Here is an 18,700-nt window from a genome sequence, read left to right as displayed (position 1 = left end):
GGCAACACGCCGACGCGAAGCAGACAAACACGCTTCCTATCCTCCCGGCGTCCAAAGCATGGATGAAAGGAACACCGTCATGCGAAGCAGACTTCTTGCGCTCGGCCTGTTTTCCGCCGCCGCCATCCACCCCGCGCTGGCGGCGCAGCCCGGTCCGGGCGCGGCGCCCGGCGAGCCGCCGGTCATGGCAATGCAGCATGGACCAGATCACGGCCCGATGCGGCATCCGCCGCAAGGATGGGGTCCACAGGGTTTTGGCCCACACGGTTTCGGCCCGGAAGGTTTTGGCCCCCGCCGCATGGGGCCGCCGCCGGAATTCATGCTGGCCGCCCGGCTGGCCGCGCTCGAAACCCGCGTCGGCATCCGCAGCGAACAGCTCGACGCCTGGCGCGACTACACCAGCGCGCTGCAGGCGGTGCTGTCGCCGCCGCGGCCCGATCGTGGTCCGGGCGGCACCGCAGGGCCAGATGGCGGGCCGCAGGCGAAAGGCCCCGATGCGGATCCTGCCGGCAAGCCCGATCCGTTCGCCTTCCAGGAAAGGCTGGCCGACGACGTCACGGCACGCGCGGCCTCGGCCGCGAAGCTGAAGGACGCAATTGCCGAGCTGCGCGCCAAGCTCACGCCGGAACAGCTCGAGATCCTCGCTTCGGCGGAACGTCCCCTCGGACCACCCCCCGGTCCCTGGGGCGGCCCGCCGAATGATGCAGCCAGTCCGGCAGGCCCGCCCAATGAGGGCCTGATGATGCCGCCACCCCAGCCCGGGAATGGCTGATAACCTGACCGGCTGCGCCGGCCGGCCCCGGTACCCAACCCGTTCCCGGGCCGGCCGGTTTCCTTCCCGGGCCGGCGGATCGCGCCGTCCCTGGTTCTCCCCATGAGAATGAAGGCACGGCAATGTGGGACGCCCTGATGCTGCTGCGGCTGATCGCATCGGCCAGCCCGAAATTTTCGCTCGGCCATCCCGGGCGCGCCAGCCATGCGGCGCTGCCCGGGCGCGCCGGCCATGTGGCGCTGCCCAGGCGCGCCGGCCATGCGGCGCTGCCCGGGCGCGCCGGCCATGTGGCGCTGCCCAGGCGCGCCGGCCATGCGGCGCTGCCCGGGCGCGCCAGCCATGCGGCGCTGCCGGCCGACACGCTGAAGGGCGCCATCCGGCTGGCCTTCGCCGCCTCGCGCCTGTCGCTGCCAGTCTCGCAGCATGCCAATGGCCACGGCAATCATGATCGCAAGATCGCGTCAGACCTGGCAAGGCGCTTGGCATGTCGGCGCTGATCGGCATAATGACGCGGGGGGCATCGCGGCCAGCCACTCGATCCTCGAGTGCGCGCCAGTCGCGAAGCAGGAGCGCGACATGAGCCGCTTCGAAGCACCCCTCGACGCCGCCCTTGGATGCGCGCGGCCCCTCGTTACGACATCGACCGTCCTTGCCTCCGACCGCCGGCATTCGGCCTCGCCCCCATTGGGCGATCCGATGCCCAGGCGGTAACCGCTCCTCCAGCGAAAGATCATTCAACCCATGTCTATCCAGTCCAGCCAGTCCTTTTCGCCGGTTCGCCGGTTCGCGCCCTGGACGGCGCTTGCCGCGGCCCTTCTCCTGGCGGCCTGCTCACAGGAGGGCGGCAAGGCTCCCGCGGGCATGGGCGGTGTCGGCAAGCCCGAAGTCGGCGTCGTCACGCTGCATCCGCAATCGGTGGCGATAACGGCCGAACTGCCGGGGCGCACGGCGGCGTCGCTGATCGCCGAGGTGCGACCGCAGGTCGACGGCATCATCCAGCGGCGCCTGTTCAAGGAAGGCAGCGAGGTGGCGGCTGGACAGCCGCTCTACCTCATCGACCCGGCGAGCTACAAGGCGGCCTATGACAGCGCGATCGCCGCGCAGCAGAAGGCGGCGGCGGCGGTGCCCACCGCGCAAGCCAAGTTCGACAGATATGCCGGCCTCTTGAAGCAGAACGTTGTTTCCAAACAGGATTATGACGATGCCGCCGCCACGCTTGCACAGGCGCAGGCGGATGTGGCTTCCGCCAAGGCCAGCGCGGAAACCGCGCGCATCAGCCTCGACCGCACCTCGATCACCGCGCCGATCGCCGGCCGCATCGACAAGTCGACGCTGACGCCGGGCGCGCTGGTCACCGCCAACCAGGAGACGGTGCTGACCACGATCCGTTCGCTCGACCCGATCAATGTCGACGTCACGCAGTCGAGCACCAATCTGCTCAACCTGCGCCAGGCGATCTCGGAGGGACGGCTGAAGTTCAGCGGCCCCAATGTCAGCGTCAAGCTGAAGCTCGAGAACGGCACCATCTACGCGCAGACCGGCAAGCTGGAATTCTCCGGCGCAAATGTCGACCAGACCACCGGCACATTCGCCTTGAGAGCGGAGTTTCCCAATCCCGACCGCCTGCTTCTGCCCGGCATGTATGTGCGGGCGCTGGTCGAGGAGGGGGTCGCCCAGAACAGCTTCCTGGTGCCGCAGCGCGGCGTCACCCGCAACACAAAGGGCGAGGCGACGGCCATGGTCATCAATGCGCAGGGCAAGGTCGAGACGCGCGTGCTCGCCGTGCGCAACACCGTCGGCAACAACTGGCTGGTCGATAGCGGTGTCGGCGATGGCGACCGCGTCATCGTCGAAGGACTGCAGCTCGTGCGCCCCGGCGGCGACGCGACCGGCGTCGAAGTGACGATCGACGAGGCGACCGGCGAGATCAAGGACCGTGGTCAGACATCGGCCTTGCCGGCCCCATCCAAGATGGCCAGCACCGGCCAGCAACCCGCCGCCTCGACCGGGAACTGAGACGATGTCAGCATTTTTCATCAACCGACCGATCTTCGCCTGGGTGATCGCCATCGTGATCATGCTGGGCGGCCTGCTCGCGCTCACCACGCTGCCGATCTCGCAATATCCGCAGATCGCGCCGACCACGGTCAACATCAGCGCCACCTATCCCGGCGCCGACGCGCAGACGGTCGAGAATTCGGTGACCAAGGTCATCGAGCAAGGCATGACCGGCATCGACAATCTCGACTACATGACGGCGACGTCGACCTCGACCGGTTCGGCCTCGATCACGCTGACCTTCACCAGCACGGCCGATCCCGACACCGCCCAGGTGCAGACACAGAACAAGCTGCAACTGGTGCAGTCGCAACTGCCGCAGGTGGTGCAGAGCAACGGCATCACGGTTTCAAAGTCCTCGACCGGCTTCCTGATGGTCATCGGCTTCGTCTCCAGCGACGGCAAGATGAACTCCACCGATCTCGCCGACTATGTCGATGCCACCGTCAACGACACGCTGAAGCGCGTCGAGGGTGTCGGTTCGACGCAGCTCTTCGGCTCGGGCTATGCCATGCGCATCTGGCTCGACCCGGACAAGCTCGCAAAATACGCGCTGATGCCGAATGACGTGGCGAGCGCCATCGAGGCGCAGAACACGCAGGTTTCGGCCGGCCAGCTCGGCGGCCTGCCGGCGCGCAAGGGCCAGCAGCTCAACGCCACGGTGACCGCCAAGAGCCGGCTGCAGACCGCCGAACAGTTCCGCAACATCATCCTCAAGAGCCAGACCGACGGTTCGCTGGTCCGCCTCAACGACGTCGCCACCGTCGAACTCGGCGCCGAGAGCTATACGACGCAAGCCAACTACAACGGCAAGCCGGCGGCCGGCGTCGCCGTCAACCTGGCGACCGGCGCCAACGCCATCAGCACCGCCGAAGCGGTGCGCTCGACGATCAACCGGCTGAGCTCGACCTTCCCGCAAGGGGTCGAAGTCGTCTACCCCTACGACACCTCGCCCTTCGTGCGGCTGTCGATCGAGGAGGTGGTCAAGACGCTGGCCGAGGCGATCGTGCTGGTGTTCCTGGTGATGTTCATCTTCCTGCAGAATTTGCGGGCGACGATCATCCCGACCATCGCCGTGCCGGTTGTGCTGCTCGGCACGTTCGGCGTGCTGTCGCTGTTCGGCTATTCGGTCAACACGCTGACCATGTTCGCCATGGTGCTCGCCATCGGCCTGCTCGTCGACGACGCCATCGTCGTGGTCGAGAATGTCGAGCGCGTCATGGCGGAGGAAGACCTGTCGCCGAAAGAGGCGACGCGAAAATCGATGAACGAGATCACCGGCGCGCTGATCGGCATCGCCACCGTGCTGTCGGCGGTGTTCGTGCCGATGGCCTTCTTCGGCGGCTCGACCGGCATCATCTACCGGCAGTTCTCGGTGACCATCGTCTCGGCCATGGTGCTCTCCGTGCTGGTGGCGCTGGTGCTGACGCCGGCGCTGTGCGCCACAATCCTGCGGCGGCCGAAGGACCATGCCACGCAGACGGGTCCGTTCGGCTGGTTCAACCGGATGTTCGATCGCGGCACGACGGCCTATCGCGACGGTTCGCATGGCATCATCAACCGGTCCTGGCGTTTCCTTGCCGTGTTCCTGGCCATCGTCGTCGCCATGGGGTGGATGTTTGCCCGGCTGCCGAGCTCGTTCCTGCCGGAAGAGGACCAGGGCATCCTGATCACCAGCGTGCAATTGCCGGTCGGCGCCACGCAGGACCGCACCGAGCGCGTGCTGAAGCAGGTCACCGACCACTATCTCAACGACGAAAAGGACGCTGTCGACGGGGTCTTCACCGCGTCGGGCTTCGGCTTCGGCGGTGCCGGGCAGAATGTCGGCATCGGCTTCGTGCGGCTGAAGGATTTCAGCCAGCGCAAGTCGCCCGCAATGGCCGCGCAAGCCATCGCCGGCCGCGCCATGGGCGCGTTCTCCAAGATCAGGGATGCGCAGGTCTTCGCGCTGGCGCCGCCCGCAATCCAGGGTTTCGGCAACACCAACGGCTTCGATTTCTACCTGCAGGACGTCAATGGCGCCGGCCATGACGCGCTGATCCAGACGCGCAACCAGCTTCTGGGTCTTGCCGGGCAAAGCAAGCTGCTCGCCAACACGCGCCCCAACGGCCAGGAGGACCAGCCGCAATTCTCGGTCGACATCGACCAGGAAAAGGCCAGCGCGCTGGGCGTCAGCCTTGCCGACATCAACAACACGCTGTCCAGCGCCTGGGGCAGCGACTACGTCAACGACTTCATCGATCGCGGACGGGTGAAGCCGGTCTACATGCAGTCGGACGCGAATTTCCGCATGCAGCCGGAGGACCTCGACAAATGGCAGGTCCGCAATGCCAGCGGCGCCATGGTGCCGTTCTCGGCCTTTGCCTCCAGCCACTGGACATTCGGTTCGCCAAGGCTCGAGCGCTACAATGGCTCGGCGGCGGTCGAAATCCAGGGCGCGGCGGCGGCCGGTGTCAGCTCGGGCGCGGCGATGGACGAAATCGACAAACTCGTCGCGCAATTGCCGGCCGGCTATTCGCATGAATGGACCGGGCTGTCGCATCAGGAGCGGCTTTCGGGCAACCAGGCGATGTCGCTCTACGCGATTTCGGCGCTGGTCGTGTTCCTGTGCCTGGCCGCGCTCTATGAGAGCTGGTCGATCCCGTTCGCGGTCATGCTGTCGGTGCCGATCGGCATCTTCGGCGCGCTGCTCGCGGCAAGCCTGTTCGGCCAGACCAACGACGTCTATTTCAAGGTCGGGCTTTTGACCACGATCGGGCTGGCCGCCAAGAACGCCATCCTGATCGTCGAGTTCGCCATCGAGCGGCAGGCGGCCGGCATGGGGCTGGTGGAGGCGACGCTGGAGGCGGCGCGACAACGATTGCGGCCGATCCTGATGACGTCGCTGGCCTTCATCCTCGGCGTCACGCCGCTGGCGATCGCCAGCGGCGCCGGCTCGGGGGCGCAGAACTCCGTCGGCATCGGCGTGATGGGCGGCATGATCGCGGCGACGGTGATCGGCGTGTTCCTGGTGCCGCTGCTGTTCGTCACGGTGCGGCGCATCTTCATGGGCAGGGTGGCTAAACCAGATCCCGGGCAGGATACGGGCGAAACGCCGGTGACGGCCAACCAGCAATAAGGGGTTCTCACATGACAGGTCTTGAACGTGGCTCGGTGGCCGCGAGGCGGCTCCTTGCGCCTATTCTCGGTGCGGCCTTGCTCGCGGGATGCGTCGTCGGTCCGGACTATCGGACGCCCATCCTGCCGATGCCGGCAAACTGGAGCGGCCAGAAGCCGACCAAGTCCGCCCAGCCGGCGCGGCTTTCACAATGGTGGCAGCGCCTGCGCGACCCGCAGCTCAACATGCTTGTCGCGGAAGCGGTCGCCGGCAATCTCGATGTCGCGACCGCGAAGGCCAAGATCCGCGAGGCGCGCGCCAGCTACCGCCAGAGCGCCGGCACATTGCTGCCGTCGGTGGATGGATCCGGCTCGATCACGCGCAACAAGTCGGCCGAGACGACATCGGGCGCCAATTCCATCTACGCGGAATACCAGGCCGGCTTCGACGCCAGCTGGGAACTCGACCTGTTCGGCGCCAACCGCAGGGGCGTCGAGGCCGCGCGCTATGGGGTGGATGCGTCCGAGCAGGAATTGCGCTCGATCCTTCTGACCCTGGTCGGCGATGTCGCGTCCTATTACACCCAGGCGCGCGGCTACCAGGCGCGCATCGCGCTCGCCCGGCGTTCGGCCGTGTCGCAGCGGCAGACCGCCGAACTCACCCGCACCATGGCGCAGGCGGGGTCGGCGACGGCGGCCGATGTCGCCAAGGCGATGGGCCAAGCGGCCAGCACCGAGGCCGCTGTGCCGACGCTGGAAGCAAGCTATGCCGAAGCGGTGCATCGCCTTTCGGTGCTGACGGGCCGGCCACCGGCGGCACTCAACGAGCGGCTGAAGCGCGGCAAGCCGATCCCGGCGCCACGCTTGCCGATGCCGACCGGGATTCCGGCCGACATCCTGCTGTCGCGCCCGGATGTGCTGATGGCCGAGCGGCAATACGCGCAATACACCGCCAAGGTCGGCCAGGCCGAGGCGGCGCGCTATCCCTCGGTCAGCCTGACGGGAAACATCAGCACTGCCGCCCTCAATCTCGGCGACCTCGGCAAGAATTCGTCCATCGGCTGGTCCTTCGGGCCAACGCTCAGCGTGCCGCTGTTCAACGCCGGCCAGTTGCAGGCGGCCGCCGACGTCGCCCGCGCGCAGCGCGACCAGTATTTCATCGCCTACCGGTCTTCGGTGCTGACCGCGCTCGAGGATGTCGAGAACGCGCTGGTGCTGATGGCGCAGGAGCGCATCCGCATCGGCAAGCTTGCCGCGTCGGCGAAATCCTACGGCGATGCGGCGCGGCTGGAAGGCACGCTCTACAAGGCGGGCGAGACCAGCCTTCTCGACGTGCTCGACGCCCAGCGCTCGCTCTACTCGGCCGAGGATTCGCTGCTGCAGAGCCGCGTCCTTTTGGCGACCAATTACATCGCTCTCAACAAGGCGCTCGGCGGCGGCTGGGACGGCGCGGTCGATGCCGCCAAGCCCGAGATCGTCGACGTCAAGACCGGGCCGCGGCTGGCGAAGGTGGAGCCCTAAGCGGCTTCATGGAGACGGGCTGTTCCGTCCGTCCCGCAGGGTTGCCACTTTGGCGTGACATGTGATCGCCAGCCTGACGGCTATCCCTTGTTGGACTCCCGGCGCCGAGCTGGCGTTTGCCGGGCCGCAGGGCGCGCCTGGCCTCCGCCGGCATCAGGCGCCGCCAGTGCCTTCACGACCGCCGCGGCGCCGCCATTCGCCGCATGCGCAACACTCGGTCCGATCTGGCCGGCGGCGAGTTGCGAGAGCTCAGTCCGCGAGGAGACCTGCAATTTGCGGTAAATGTTGTTCATATGAATTTTCAGCGTACCTTTCGAGATGCCGACGTCGAAGGCGATCTGCCCGGTCGGCTTGTCGGCGAGAACCTGCCGCGCGATCTCGATTTCGCGGCTGGTCAGCCTCTGCGAGAGGCTCCGCCATTTCGTCCTGCGCGACGCCTCGTTCTGGACGGCCTCGCTGACAATCTCGGCGGGCAGCCACCGGCCGCCGGCGGCAACCCGGTGCAGGCATTTGAGCAGGGCGTCGACGGCGGCCTCCTTGAACACGATGCCGGCAACGCCAACCGCGACAGCGTCGTAAAGCTGGGCCTGAGAGGCGCCGACCGTCAAAAGCACACAAGACGTCGCGAGCCCTTGCCGGCCGATTTCGGCGGCGACATCGAGGCCGTTCAGTCCCGGCATGCTGATGTCGAGCACCGCGACATCAGGCACGTCGCGCTGGATGGCCGTCAGGGCGGCCGCGCCGTCCCGCGCCGAACCGACCACCGCGAAATTCGGGTCGCGGGCAATCATGTCAATCAGGCCGTGCAACAGCAGCGGGTGGTCGTCGGCGACGAAAACCGTGACCATGTTCAGTTCGCTGGCTGCCGAACTTCTCGGCCAGGGTTCCATGGCGCGGTGCGGCCATCGATGGCTTCCGGTGGCCGCCGGCGCCCGTGCTCGGTCATGGCGTCTTCTCCCCTTGCGTGTCTTTGTGACACATCAGCGACTTCATCGTGCCGGAAGCGAACATCGCGACCCGGCCCTCATCCTGCGAAGCGTGAGGCCATGCTGACAGAAGCAGCGCGGTTGCGCAAAACATTAGCAACTGCTTAGTTAATCCTCAAGCGGCGCGCCGTGCAAAATGCGTGGCGGCGGACTGAAAGCAGATGCCACGCCGATGTGCCGATGCTGATCTTCATCTTGGATGATTCATCGGCGCTATCACGAAATTTTTGTAGATCCGACCGTGAATCTCCGGTTCGTGAAATAACTAAGCCAAAGCGACGCAATTATTCTTGTCTGCAAAAGCACTTTTTCAGAACTGAAATCGACTTTCCTGCCTATAACCGGGGTTATATAGACGGACGCATTGCAACCTGCGCAATATGGTTTGGGAAATATTAACGTCCAGGCAATCGTAGGATTGTTGGGGTTGGGGCTTTGGGTGTGGGTATAACGGTCAGTCCGACGGCGGGCCAGTTCCGTCATACGGCAATAGCTGTGTCCGGCGAATGGGAGGCAGTCTCCCCGCCGAACCTTTCTCCTTTCAAAGTCGTCGATTTTGTCACGAACGATTGCTCGCCTGCCCGGCCGCGTCCCTCGGACGCTGCGCGCCGGCGCTGCGATCAGGCCGGAATAGATGGGAGCGGCCCGACCGCCGACCGCACAACAATGTGGAGGAAGTAGCATGGCGATCGATATTGGCAATGGCGTCCTTCTCGAAGCTACGACGGAAGGTTCGGGCACCGGCAATTACGATTCCTTCCTGAGGCTGCAGGCGACAGGTATCGAGGAGGGCTTCAACACCGACCAGAACGGCAACGTCCTGGACAACAAGGCGTCTTTCACCCACAGCCTGCTCTATGGGGACATTCAGTCGATCGATGTCGGGGGTACACAATATCTGGAATTCCGGCTGGACCTCAATGAAAGCAACAACGCGACAAACGGCACCATCACGCTGACCAACCTGCAGATCTATATTTCGGGTGTGCCAGCCGGTTTTACTGATTTCAGTGCCGGCTCCCTGGGGTTCGGATTCACCTCGATCTTCGACCTTGGCCCCGACCAGCTGCTGGTCGATGCCAATCATGGCTCAGGCACTGACGACTATCGGATTCTTGTTCCAGTCAGCCTCTTCGGCAACGTGCCCGACGGTTCATACCTGACTTTGGTTTCTGGTTTCTCCGGTTCCAATGGCGGCTTCGAGGAATGGCGCACCCTTACGAAGCCCGGCACCGGCACTGATGCGCCTGGTATAGGCATCGACAAGGTAACGGTCGACGGCTCGGCGATCGGCGACGGTCTGCAGGTGCTCTCCGGTGATACGATCACCTGGCAATACACGGTCAGCAACACCGGCAATGTCGCATTGTCGAACATCGTCGTCACCGACGACCACAATGACGTGGTCGTGACGCCGGTTCTCAGCGGCGGCTTCAACGTCGGCGACACCAACCAGGACGGCAAGCTCGACACCACCGAGCACTGGAGCTTCATCGGCACCAGCATCGACAAGGCCGTCATCGGCGACTACGCCAATACCGGGACGGTGACCGGCTCGGCCGGGGCGGTCACCGTGACAGACAGCGACGGCTCCAGCTATTTCGGCGCCGATCCCGAGATCAAGATCGACAAGGTGACGGTCGACGACGGGGTCAAGGGCGACACTCTGACGATCCTGACCAACGAGCCGATCTCGTGGGAATACACGGTGACCAATATCGGCAACGTCGCGCTGTCGGGTATCACCGTCACCGACAGCGACGGCGGCGTGACGCCGGTCGCGGTGCTTGGCAACGGCCATGTCACCAATATCGGCGACAGCAACGACAACAACATGCTCGACGCCGGCGAGATCTGGAAGTTCTCGGCAACCGGTACCTCCGTGGCTGGCCCTTACAGCAACACCGGTACCGCCTCCGGCTCCTTCACCGACGATGCCAACCACACACGCACCGCCACGGCCACCGACGACTCCGGCTATACCGGCGCCGATCCGCACATCACGCTCGACAAGAAGACCAACGGCGTCGACCATGGCCTCAACATCTTCCAGGGCCAGCCGGTGACCTGGACCTACGATGTCAAAAACGACGGCAATGTCGCGCTCGCCCATGTGGTCGTGACCGACGACAACGGCACCGCCGGCACCGGCGATGATTTCCATCCAACCGCTATCCTCAGCGGCGGCTTCAACAGCGGCGACATCAACCAGAACGGCCTGCTCGATACAAACGAGACCTGGCACTACCAGGCGACCGGCGTCGCGCAGCTGGGCAACTACGTCAACAACGCAACGGCCACCACCGATGCCTTCGTCGACACGGCCTTGCATTCGCGTACGCCGCTCGCCACCGACAGCAGCGACTATGAAGGCTTCTCGAACAAGGCGCTGACGCAGGGATTCTGGGGCAGCCACGCGGATGCATGGGACAATATTGCCGGCAATGAGGGCAATCCCACCAAGAGCGCCGTCGCCAGCCATGTTCTGTCCGGCCTCGACGTCAATCCGCGTACGGATGGCTATTTGCTGCTCGGCGACAGCAACGGCGACGGCATTGCCAACGATGCGCACGATCTCCTGATTTCGAACGCTCTGGCCAAGTCCATCGAATCGAGTTCGACCGGCGGTGACGCACGCGTCATCATGTTGCAACAGGCGATCGCCACCCAGCTCAACATCGACAACCATGTCGGTCAGCCCAACGACCTGATCGACGAGGCGGTGATGTGGCTGACCAAGCAAGGAGCGTGGTCAACTGTCGGCGTGAATGTCGATACCAACAATGACGGGGTCGTTGATGAGAATGGGGCTCACACAGCGCTTACGGGTGCGGCGGTGAAGACTTCGTCGGCTGCCTGGACAAGCTATGTCGACGTCACCGATCCGAGCTCCGGCATCACCGACTGGAACGGCGGCAAGGAGGCCGATGGCGAGGGCCTTAAGAACGCGCTGATGTGGTTCAACCAGGGGCAACTGGTGACGTCCGGGCCGGGCGGTCATGTCGCCTGGTTCGATGGAACCAACATCGTCGACGAGCATCCCAACACGCTCGACCAATTCTGGCTCACGCTGCATCAAGTGGGGGGCCTGACGGGCATCGCCTGAGGCTGGTTTCCGGCCGTCGGCCGGGTGCCTTGCCGCAGCGCCGCCCACATGGATTGGCATGGAAAGGGGCTCCACGATCTTCAATTCGGCGCAGGCCAGGGTCAGGTCCTTGGGTCTGGTTTTGATAGCCTGCGCCCTTTTTCCTGCACTCGGTGGCATGTTGACGACATCGCCAGGCGTCTGGCTGTTCTGCCTGGCGTTCGCGATGTTTGGCGCTCTTCTGCTGTTTCGGGGACGCAATCCTTTTCGCGCTGAAACCGCTCCTGGCGCAGCCCCCGGCGTCGCGGCGACGGCGCGAAAGGCTGCCGGGCCCGGTGCCCGGCAGCCCAATCCTCGGCAGCAGGGATCGGAACTCTCGGCGGCAATCAAATCCTGCCGCTCGGCCTTCATCGCCATCGCACTGTTCAGCGGCGTCCTCAACGTCCTGATGTTGTCCAGTTCGATCTATATGCTCGAGGTCTACGATCGCGTGCTGCCGAGCCGCAGCGTGCCGACGCTGATCGGCCTCAGCCTGCTCGTAGCCATCCTCTACGCCGGACAAGGCGTGCTCGATTTCATCCGCGGCCGCATCCTGGTGCGCATCGGGGGAGCCCTCGACGAAGCGCTCGGCGCCCGCGTCTATTCCAGCGTCCTCAAGCTGCCGCTCAAGGTCGGGCGCAATGGCGACAGCATGCAGCCGGTGCGCGATCTCGACAGCGTGCGGACCTTCCTGTCGGGCACCGGCCCGACCGCGCTGTTCGACCTGCCGTGGCTGCCGCTCTATCTAGCCATCATCTTCATGTTCCACGTGCTCCTCGGCGTAACCGCCCTGGTCGGAGCGATCGTGCTCGTCCTGTTGACCGTCCATGCCGAGCGGCTGACGCGCAAGCCGGTCACATCAGGCACCCAGACCGGCATCATCCGCAACGGCCTGACCACGACCGGCAACCGCAACGCGGAAGTCATCGCGGCTCTCGGCATGGGCGGCAGGATGGCGAAGCGATGGGAAGAGGCCAACCGCGACTATCTCGCCGAGCAGCGCAGCGTCAGCGATATCGCCGGCGGCTTCGGCGCCGTGTCCAAGGTGCTACGCATGCTCCTGCAATCGGCCATGCTCGGCATCGGCGCCTGGCTGGTCATCGAACAGCAGGCGACCGCGGGCATCATCATCACGGCATCGATCCTGAGCGGGCGGGCGCTGGCGCCCGTCGATCTGGTCATCGCCAACTGGAAAGGTTTCCTGACCGCGCGGCAGGGCTGGCAGCGGCTGACCAGGATTCTTGCCGCATTGCCCGCCGATGCCGAGCCGATGGTCATGCCCGCGCCGAGCCGCCACGTCTTCATGCAGAACGTCAGCGTCGCCGCGCCCGGCGTGCAGCGGCTGCTGGTGCAGGACGCCAGCTTCGCACTGGAAGCGGGACACGCCGTCGGCATTATCGGTCAGAGCGGTTCGGGCAAGTCGACGCTGGTCAGGGCGCTTGTCGGAGCCTGGCCGTCGGCCGCCGGCAGGATCCGGCTCGACGGCGCCGACCTCGATCAGTGGTCGCCGGAAGACCGCGGCCATTTCATCGGTTATCTGCCGCAGGACGTCGAGTTGTTCGCCGGCTCGATCGCCGAGAACATCGCGCGTTTCGAACCCGACGCCGATCCCGCCTTGGTGATCGCAGCCGCCAGGGCAGCCGGCGCGCATGATCTCATCGTCGGTTTCCGCGATGGCTACGAGACGCAGATCGGCGAACTTGGCGAGGCCGTCTCGGCCGGTCAGCGCCAGCGCATCGCGCTGGCCCGCGCGCTCTATCGCGATCCGTTCCTGGTGGTGCTCGACGAACCGAATTCCAACCTCGACGCCGAAGGCGAACAGGCGCTGTTTCAGGCTATTGTGTCGGTGCGGCAACGTGGCGGCATCGTCGTGCTCGTGGCACACCGGCCAAGCGCGCTCGGCACGGTCGATTTCATCCTCGCCATGAGCCAGGGCCGCGTCCAGGCGTTCGGGCTCAAGGACGATGTCTTGGCCAAACTGTTTCCGCGGCCGCAACCGGCGGTGAGCGCCGTGCCGCACCTCAGGCTCGCCACCGAGGAGCCGGCGCCGCGGCCCGGCGCGGCGGCGGCAGGCGAGTGAGGGGAGGGATGATGCCGAGTTCCTCCCATCAATCGATTCAACGCTACATGGGCTGGGGCCTCGTCGCGGTCGCGGTGCTGGTCGGCGGCGTCGGCGGCTGGGCCTCGCTGACCCGCATTTCGGGAGCGGTCATCGCGTCGGGGGTCCTCGTCGTGGATTCCCACGTCAAGGACGTACAGCATTCGACCGGCGGCATCGTCGGCGAGATCGCGGCGCGTGACGGCGACCGTGTCAAGCGCGGGGCGCTGCTCGTGCGCCTCGATCCCACCGTGCCGGCGGCCAACCTCGCCGTCGTCACCAAGGCCCTCGATCAGTTGTCGGCACGCGAGGCGCGCCTCGAAGCGGAGCGCCGGGGTGCCGATGCCATCGCCTTCCCCAGAGATATTCTCGATCGTCGCGGTGATGCGGCGATCGCGGAGATCATCGCCGGCGAGGAACAGGTCTTCGAGACAAGGCGTGCGGATCGTTCCGGCCGGAAGGGCCAGTTGCAGGAGCGCATCCTGCAGCTGCAGAAAGAGATTGGCGGGGACACGGCCCAGGCGGAAGCCAAGTCGCAAGAAATCGCGCTTGTCGAGGAGGAACTGGCCAGCATACGCGCGCTGTGGAAGAAGCGGCTGATCTCGATCGACCGCCTGACCGCCATGGAGCGCGAGTCGGCGCGGCTCGATGGCGAGCGCGGCCAGTTGACGGCGGCCCTGGCGCAGGCCCAGGGCAAGATCGCCGAGATCAATTTGCAGATCCTCCAGATCGACCTCGAACTCAGCACCGACGTCAACAAGGATTTGCGCGAGATCGACGGCAAGGTCGGCGAACTGACGGAGCGCAAGATCGCCGCCGAGGACCAGCTCAGGCGCATCGACATCCGCGCGCCGCAGGACGGCATCGTGCAGCAATCCATCGCCCACACCATCGGCGGCGTTATCACCCCTGGCCAGACGATCATGCAGATCGTGCCCGACAGCGACAGCCTGACGGTCGAGGCCAAGATCGCGCCGAGCGACATCGACCAGCTCTGGGTCGGCCAGCCGGCGGCGCTGCGCTTCTCGGCCTTCAACCAGCGCACCACGCCGCAGATCAACGGGACGGTCGAACGAACCTCGCCGGACACGACGACCGACCAGCGCACCGGCATCAGCTACTACACTGTCCGCATCGCGACGACGAACTCGGAGATCGCGCGCCTCGGCGAGGTCAAGCTGGTTCCGGGCATGCCGGTCGAATCCTTCATCAAGACCGCCGACCGAACCGTGATCTCCTACCTCGTCAAACCGCTGCAGGATCAGCTCAACCGCGCCTTCAGGGAATGAGCGGGACATCTGGGATCGTTCGATCCGGTTGACGAATTGCCTCGGATTGCCGGGTGGCCGGCACAGGACCTGGCCCATGGCTGTCCGGGTAGTTCACGACGCGATGACCAAAATGTGCAACCCGAACCATCGGCTGTCCGTTTATGGTGTCATCGAGGCTATGCGATGTCCCGCGTCTACGATCTTGCATCCAATGGGGTCCGGCGTGTCTATGAAAGGCGCATAGACGCGCCGGCTATCCTCGATGCCGCCACCGATTTTCCGAACGCGGCGAAATTCATCGCCGCCTGGCGCGGCATACGCGACGAAGCGCTCGCGGTGCGGCTGGGCGGGGCGCCGCGCTTCCACGACATCATGCCGGAGCAGGCCGAGATCTCGGCCAATGACGGCCTCGACTGGCGCATGTTCGTGCTCAAGGCCTACGACATCGGGGTTCCCGAAAACCTGGCGCGGATGCCGGTTCTGAGCCAGTTGCTCGCCGATTGTCCCGAAGTCAAATCGGCGGCCATCTCGTTCCTGGCGCCGCGCAAGCACATTCCCAGCCATCGCGGACCGTTTCGCGGCATCATGCGCTTTCATCTCGGCCTGGTCATTCCGCGGCAGACCGATGGCCGCCCCGCGACCATCATGATGATCAATCATCAGGAGAAGCGGATCACGGATGGCGAAGGCATGCTGTGGGACGACACCTTCCCGCACGAAGTGATGAACAACGCCGACGAGGCGCGCATTGCGCTGTTGCTCGACGTCTGGCGTCCGGGAATGCCGCTGGACATGGAAATCCTGTCCCGGCTCATCGTGCGCGGCGTGCAGGCAGGGATGCGCCACAGGGGCGTGTCCTTCTCCGGCTGACCCTGTCCCTTTGTTTTTAAGCAATTTCCAAGGGAAAGCGCTAGGTCCTCACTCTTCTGAATTGCTTGGTCACGTGGCGATGACCAGCCGACGCGGCGCGGTCATTCGCCCGGTGGTGGCCGTGTCCTTGACAGCCTTAATTAATTTATTAACATTAGAAAATAATAGGGAGGAGAAGATGGGCGTCCATCACGGAGCAATCCTGCGCATCCTGCGCGACGACGGTCCGCAGTCGCGTGCCGAACTGGCGCGGCGGACCGCGCTCTCGCCGACCGCGCTGACCCATCTGACGGCGCATCTGCTCAGGGAAGGGACGGTCGTCGAGCTCAACCAGGCCGCCGCCGGCGACGCACCCGTCGGCCGGCCGGCCATCGGCGTCGCGCTGGTGCCGGATGCCCTGTCGGTGGTTGGTGTGCACATCGGCGCCGGCACCATCCATGCCACGATCACCGACCTCAAGGCTTCCTCGAAAGCCATGGCCTCGCAGTATTTCGACACCGCCACCAGCGAACCGGCCGCGGTGATCGGCATGGTGGTGCGGACCGTCGAGCAACTGATCCGCAAGACAGGCGTCGAGCGGTCCCGGCTGATCGGCCTCGGGCTCGGCGTGCCTGGCCCGGTGGACACCAAGCGGCGGCGCAATTTGCAGTCGGTCAATTACGACTGGAAGGACGTGCCCTTCGCCGACGAACTCGAGACGGCCCTCGGCATACCCGCCGTGGTCGAGCACAATGTCAGCGCCATGGCGCTGGCGGAGTCGCGCTACGGCATCGGCCGCGACGCCACCGCGCTGCTTTACATCTATCTGCGCACCGGCCTCGGCGCCGGGCTGGTGATCAACGGCATGCCATTCCGCCCCGGCGGCTATGGGGCCGTCGAACTCGGCCATGTCCAGGTGGTAGAGAATGGCGAGCGCTGCGCCTGCGGCAACAGAGGCTGCCTGGAGACGTTCCTGTCCGAACGGGCGCTGGCCCGCGACGCGCATATCGAGGCGCCGCATCCCAAGCGGCTGCTGGCCGAGTTGGAGAAATATCCCGAGCCCTGGAACGCGGCACTCAGGCACCTGACGACAGCGATCGCGACCGCGACCAACCTGCTCAATCCGGACCTGATCGTTTTTGGCGGCCATCTCGCCGAAGCGCCGGAAAGCTTCATCGACCATATCCGCGAGGGCGTTCCGCCCCGCGTGCTGCCGCCGATGCGCGATGTGCTGCGCATCGAGCGGTCAAGCCTCGGCCCCGGCGCTGGCGCCATCGGCGCGTCGGCCGCGGCGCTCGACCACTTCTTTTATTCGGGGGTTTCGCGATGAGCGAGACAGCCAAGACGACACGCCCAGGCGGTACGCCGCCGGAAGGGCAAGGCATCGACTATCCCGCCCTCGCGCTCAATCTCGTCGGGCTCGTCGCCGGTGTCGCCATTTGGTGGGCGCTTACGGCGGGCGGCGCGGTCGGCCTGCCGCCGCCGCCGCAGGTGGCGGCGCGGTTCGGCGATGTCATCGCCAGCGGGCAGCTTGCCACCGATATCGCCTCCAGCCTGGCGCGGGTGCTGACCGGCTTCCTGCTCGGCGTCATCCTCGCGATCCCGGTCGGCTTCGTCATGGGCTGGTACAAGGTCGCCCGTTCGCTGATCGAGCCCTATCTGCAGTTCTTCCGCATGATCCCGCCGCTCGCCATCATTCCGCTGGCGATCGTCACCATGGGCATCGACGAGACGCCAAAAATCTTCGTCATCTTCCTGGCATCGTTCCTGGCCAGCGTCGTCGCCACCTATCAGGGCGTCATCAGCGTCGACAAGACGATGATCAACGCCGCGCGGGTGCTTGGCGCGAAAGACATGACGATCTTCCTGCGCGTCATCATCCCGGCGTCGACGCCGTTCATCCTGGTCGGGGTACGCATCGGGCTTGGATCGGCCTGGGCGACGCTGGTCGCCGCCGAACTGATCGCCGCGCAGTCCGGGCTCGGCTTCCGTATGCAGCAGGCGCAGCTTTATTACGACCTGCCGACCATCTTCGTCAGCCTGATCACCATCGGCCTGCTCGGCCTTGCCATGGATCGCATCCTCCTGGTGATCGAGCGCCGGCTCACCGTCTGGCAGGAGCGCGTGTGATGGCTTCCAGGATCGTCCCAAAGATCGTGTTCGACAAGGTCACCCGCCGTTTCGACCTGAGCGACAACAGCTTCATCGCGCTCGACCGGCTGTCGCTCGACATCGCCGACGGCGAGTTCGTCACCGTCGTCGGCCCCTCCGGCTGCGGCAAGTCGACTGCGCTCAACATCGCCGCCGGCCTGTTGCGGCCGAGCGAGGGCAGCGTGCTGGTCGACGGCAAGGCTGTCGAAGGGCCGGGGCCGGAGCGCGGCATGATCTTCCAGCAATACGCGCTCTTTCCCTGGCTGACCGTTCGCCAGAACGTCGAGTTCGGGCTGCGCATCAAGGGCGAGGAGGCTGCGCGCCGCAGGCAGATCGCCGAGCGTTTCATCGACCTCGTGGGGTTGCGCGATTTCGCCGACGCGCTGCCCAAGACGCTGTCGGGGGGCATGAAGCAGCGTTGCGCCATCGCGCGCGCCTATGCGGTCGACCCTTCCATCCTGTTGATGGACGAGCCGTTCGGCGCGCTCGACGCACTGACCCGCGTGCAGTTGCAGGACCAGTTGCTCGACACCTGGAGCCGGGAGCGGCGCACGGTGATGTTCATCACCCATGATGTCGACGAGGCCGTCTACCTCGCCAACCGAGTCATCGTCATGGCGGCGCGGCCGGGCAGGCTGAAGGAAATCATCGATGTCCCGCTGCCTTATCCCAGGACCGAGGAAATCCGGCTTTCGGCCGAGTTCATGACCATCCGCAACCGCGTCTGGCAAGCGGTGTACCACCAGTAACGGCGAAGCCGTTTAGCACCAGTAA

The 18,700-nt window shown here is 65.4% G+C and carries 13 protein-coding genes; 12 read left to right on the top strand and 1 reads right to left on the bottom strand.

The genetic code is table 11. The features are described from left to right. The first annotated feature begins 79 nt into the window (after positions 1–79). The 5 genes from EN845_RS11180 to EN845_RS11160 all read left to right on the top strand — a co-directional run bounded on the left by EN845_RS11180 (position 80) and on the right by EN845_RS11160 (position 7,447). A complete protein-coding gene (locus tag EN845_RS11180) occupies positions 80–772 on the top strand; it encodes a hypothetical protein (protein WP_127870302.1) in 693 nt (230 codons plus the stop codon). A 122-nt stretch (positions 773–894) separates the two neighbouring features. After that, positions 895–1,269, top strand: a complete 375-nt coding sequence (locus tag EN845_RS11175; protein WP_135897768.1) for a hypothetical protein — start codon at positions 895–897, stop codon at positions 1,267–1,269. A gap of 244 nt (positions 1,270–1,513) precedes the next feature. Beyond that, positions 1,514–2,788 (top strand): efflux RND transporter periplasmic adaptor subunit, encoded by a 1,275-nt coding sequence (locus EN845_RS11170; protein WP_127870304.1) that lies wholly within the window; start codon positions 1,514–1,516, stop codon positions 2,786–2,788. A gap of 4 nt (positions 2,789–2,792) precedes the next feature. Further along, complete coding sequence (locus EN845_RS11165; protein ID WP_127870305.1) at positions 2,793–5,948, top strand: efflux RND transporter permease subunit; 3,156 nt, start codon at positions 2,793–2,795, stop codon at positions 5,946–5,948. 11 nt (positions 5,949–5,959) lie between these two features. Beyond that, positions 5,960–7,447 carry an efflux transporter outer membrane subunit gene (locus tag EN845_RS11160; RefSeq protein ID WP_127870306.1) on the top strand — a complete coding sequence of 496 codons (1,488 nt, stop codon included), beginning with the start codon at positions 5,960–5,962 and terminating at the stop codon, positions 7,445–7,447. Between the two features lie 80 nt (positions 7,448–7,527). On the opposite strand, the gene EN845_RS11155 is transcribed toward EN845_RS11160, so the two are convergent. Then, complete coding sequence (locus EN845_RS11155; RefSeq protein WP_167531326.1) at positions 7,528–8,295, bottom strand: response regulator transcription factor; 768 nt, start codon at positions 8,293–8,295, stop codon at positions 7,528–7,530. 820 nt (positions 8,296–9,115) lie between these two features. On the opposite strand from EN845_RS11155, the gene EN845_RS11145 reads away from it, so the two are divergent. The 7 genes from EN845_RS11145 (at position 9,116) to EN845_RS11115 (ending at position 18,675) form a co-directional block, all read left to right on the top strand. Then, positions 9,116–11,539 (top strand): hypothetical protein, encoded by a 2,424-nt coding sequence (locus tag EN845_RS11145; protein ID WP_167531325.1) that lies wholly within the window; start codon positions 9,116–9,118, stop codon positions 11,537–11,539. Positions 11,540–11,744: 205 nt separating this feature from the next. Further along, a complete protein-coding gene (locus EN845_RS11140; protein WP_127870309.1) occupies positions 11,745–13,637 on the top strand; it encodes a type I secretion system permease/ATPase in 1,893 nt (630 codons plus the stop codon). 11 nt (positions 13,638–13,648) lie between these two features. Then, positions 13,649–14,944: an HlyD family type I secretion periplasmic adaptor subunit gene (locus tag EN845_RS11135; protein ID WP_245511714.1), complete on the top strand. Its 1,296-nt coding sequence runs from the start codon at positions 13,649–13,651 to the stop codon at positions 14,942–14,944. Between the two features lie 165 nt (positions 14,945–15,109). Next, positions 15,110–15,796, top strand: coding sequence for an aspartyl/asparaginyl beta-hydroxylase domain-containing protein (locus EN845_RS11130; RefSeq protein WP_127870311.1), 687 nt, complete (start codon positions 15,110–15,112; stop codon positions 15,794–15,796). A gap of 178 nt (positions 15,797–15,974) precedes the next feature. After that, a complete protein-coding gene (locus EN845_RS11125) occupies positions 15,975–17,105 on the top strand; it encodes an ROK family transcriptional regulator (protein WP_127279632.1) in 1,131 nt (376 codons plus the stop codon). Then, positions 17,102–17,905 (top strand): ABC transporter permease, encoded by an 804-nt coding sequence (locus tag EN845_RS11120; protein ID WP_127870312.1) that lies wholly within the window; start codon positions 17,102–17,104, stop codon positions 17,903–17,905. Before EN845_RS11125 ends, EN845_RS11120 begins: the two co-directional genes overlap by 4 nt. 11 nt (positions 17,906–17,916) lie before the next feature. Next, a complete protein-coding gene (locus EN845_RS11115; protein WP_167531341.1) occupies positions 17,917–18,675 on the top strand; it encodes an ABC transporter ATP-binding protein in 759 nt (252 codons plus the stop codon). Positions 18,676–18,700 lie beyond the last annotated feature (25 nt).

Origin of the sequence: Mesorhizobium sp. M8A.F.Ca.ET.202.01.1.1, assembly GCF_004791595.1 — a bacterium.
Lineage (GTDB): Bacteria > Pseudomonadota > Alphaproteobacteria > Rhizobiales > Rhizobiaceae > Mesorhizobium.
This window is presented reverse-complemented; position numbering and strand designations above follow the sequence as displayed.

Bases quoted from the DNA above. Each gene is read 5' to 3' on its own strand.
- EN845_RS11180 (WP_127870302.1), top strand. From the start codon at position 80: ATGCGAAGCAGACTTCTTGCGCTCGGCCTGTTTTCCGCCGCCGCCATC.
- EN845_RS11175 (WP_135897768.1), top strand. From the start codon at position 895: ATGTGGGACGCCCTGATGCTGCTGCGGCTGATCGCATCGGCCAGCCCG.
- EN845_RS11170 (WP_127870304.1), top strand. From the start codon at position 1,514: ATGTCTATCCAGTCCAGCCAGTCCTTTTCGCCGGTTCGCCGGTTCGCG.
- EN845_RS11165 (WP_127870305.1), top strand. From the start codon at position 2,793: ATGTCAGCATTTTTCATCAACCGACCGATCTTCGCCTGGGTGATCGCC.
- EN845_RS11160 (WP_127870306.1), top strand. From the start codon at position 5,960: ATGACAGGTCTTGAACGTGGCTCGGTGGCCGCGAGGCGGCTCCTTGCG.
- EN845_RS11155 (WP_167531326.1), bottom strand. From the start codon at position 8,295: ATGGTCACGGTTTTCGTCGCCGACGACCACCCGCTGCTGTTGCACGGC.
- EN845_RS11145 (WP_167531325.1), top strand. From the start codon at position 9,116: ATGGCGATCGATATTGGCAATGGCGTCCTTCTCGAAGCTACGACGGAA.
- EN845_RS11140 (WP_127870309.1), top strand. From the start codon at position 11,745: ATGTTTGGCGCTCTTCTGCTGTTTCGGGGACGCAATCCTTTTCGCGCT.
- EN845_RS11135 (WP_245511714.1), top strand. From the start codon at position 13,649: ATGCCGAGTTCCTCCCATCAATCGATTCAACGCTACATGGGCTGGGGC.
- EN845_RS11130 (WP_127870311.1), top strand. From the start codon at position 15,110: ATGTCCCGCGTCTACGATCTTGCATCCAATGGGGTCCGGCGTGTCTAT.
- EN845_RS11125 (WP_127279632.1), top strand. From the start codon at position 15,975: ATGGGCGTCCATCACGGAGCAATCCTGCGCATCCTGCGCGACGACGGT.
- EN845_RS11120 (WP_127870312.1), top strand. From the start codon at position 17,102: ATGAGCGAGACAGCCAAGACGACACGCCCAGGCGGTACGCCGCCGGAA.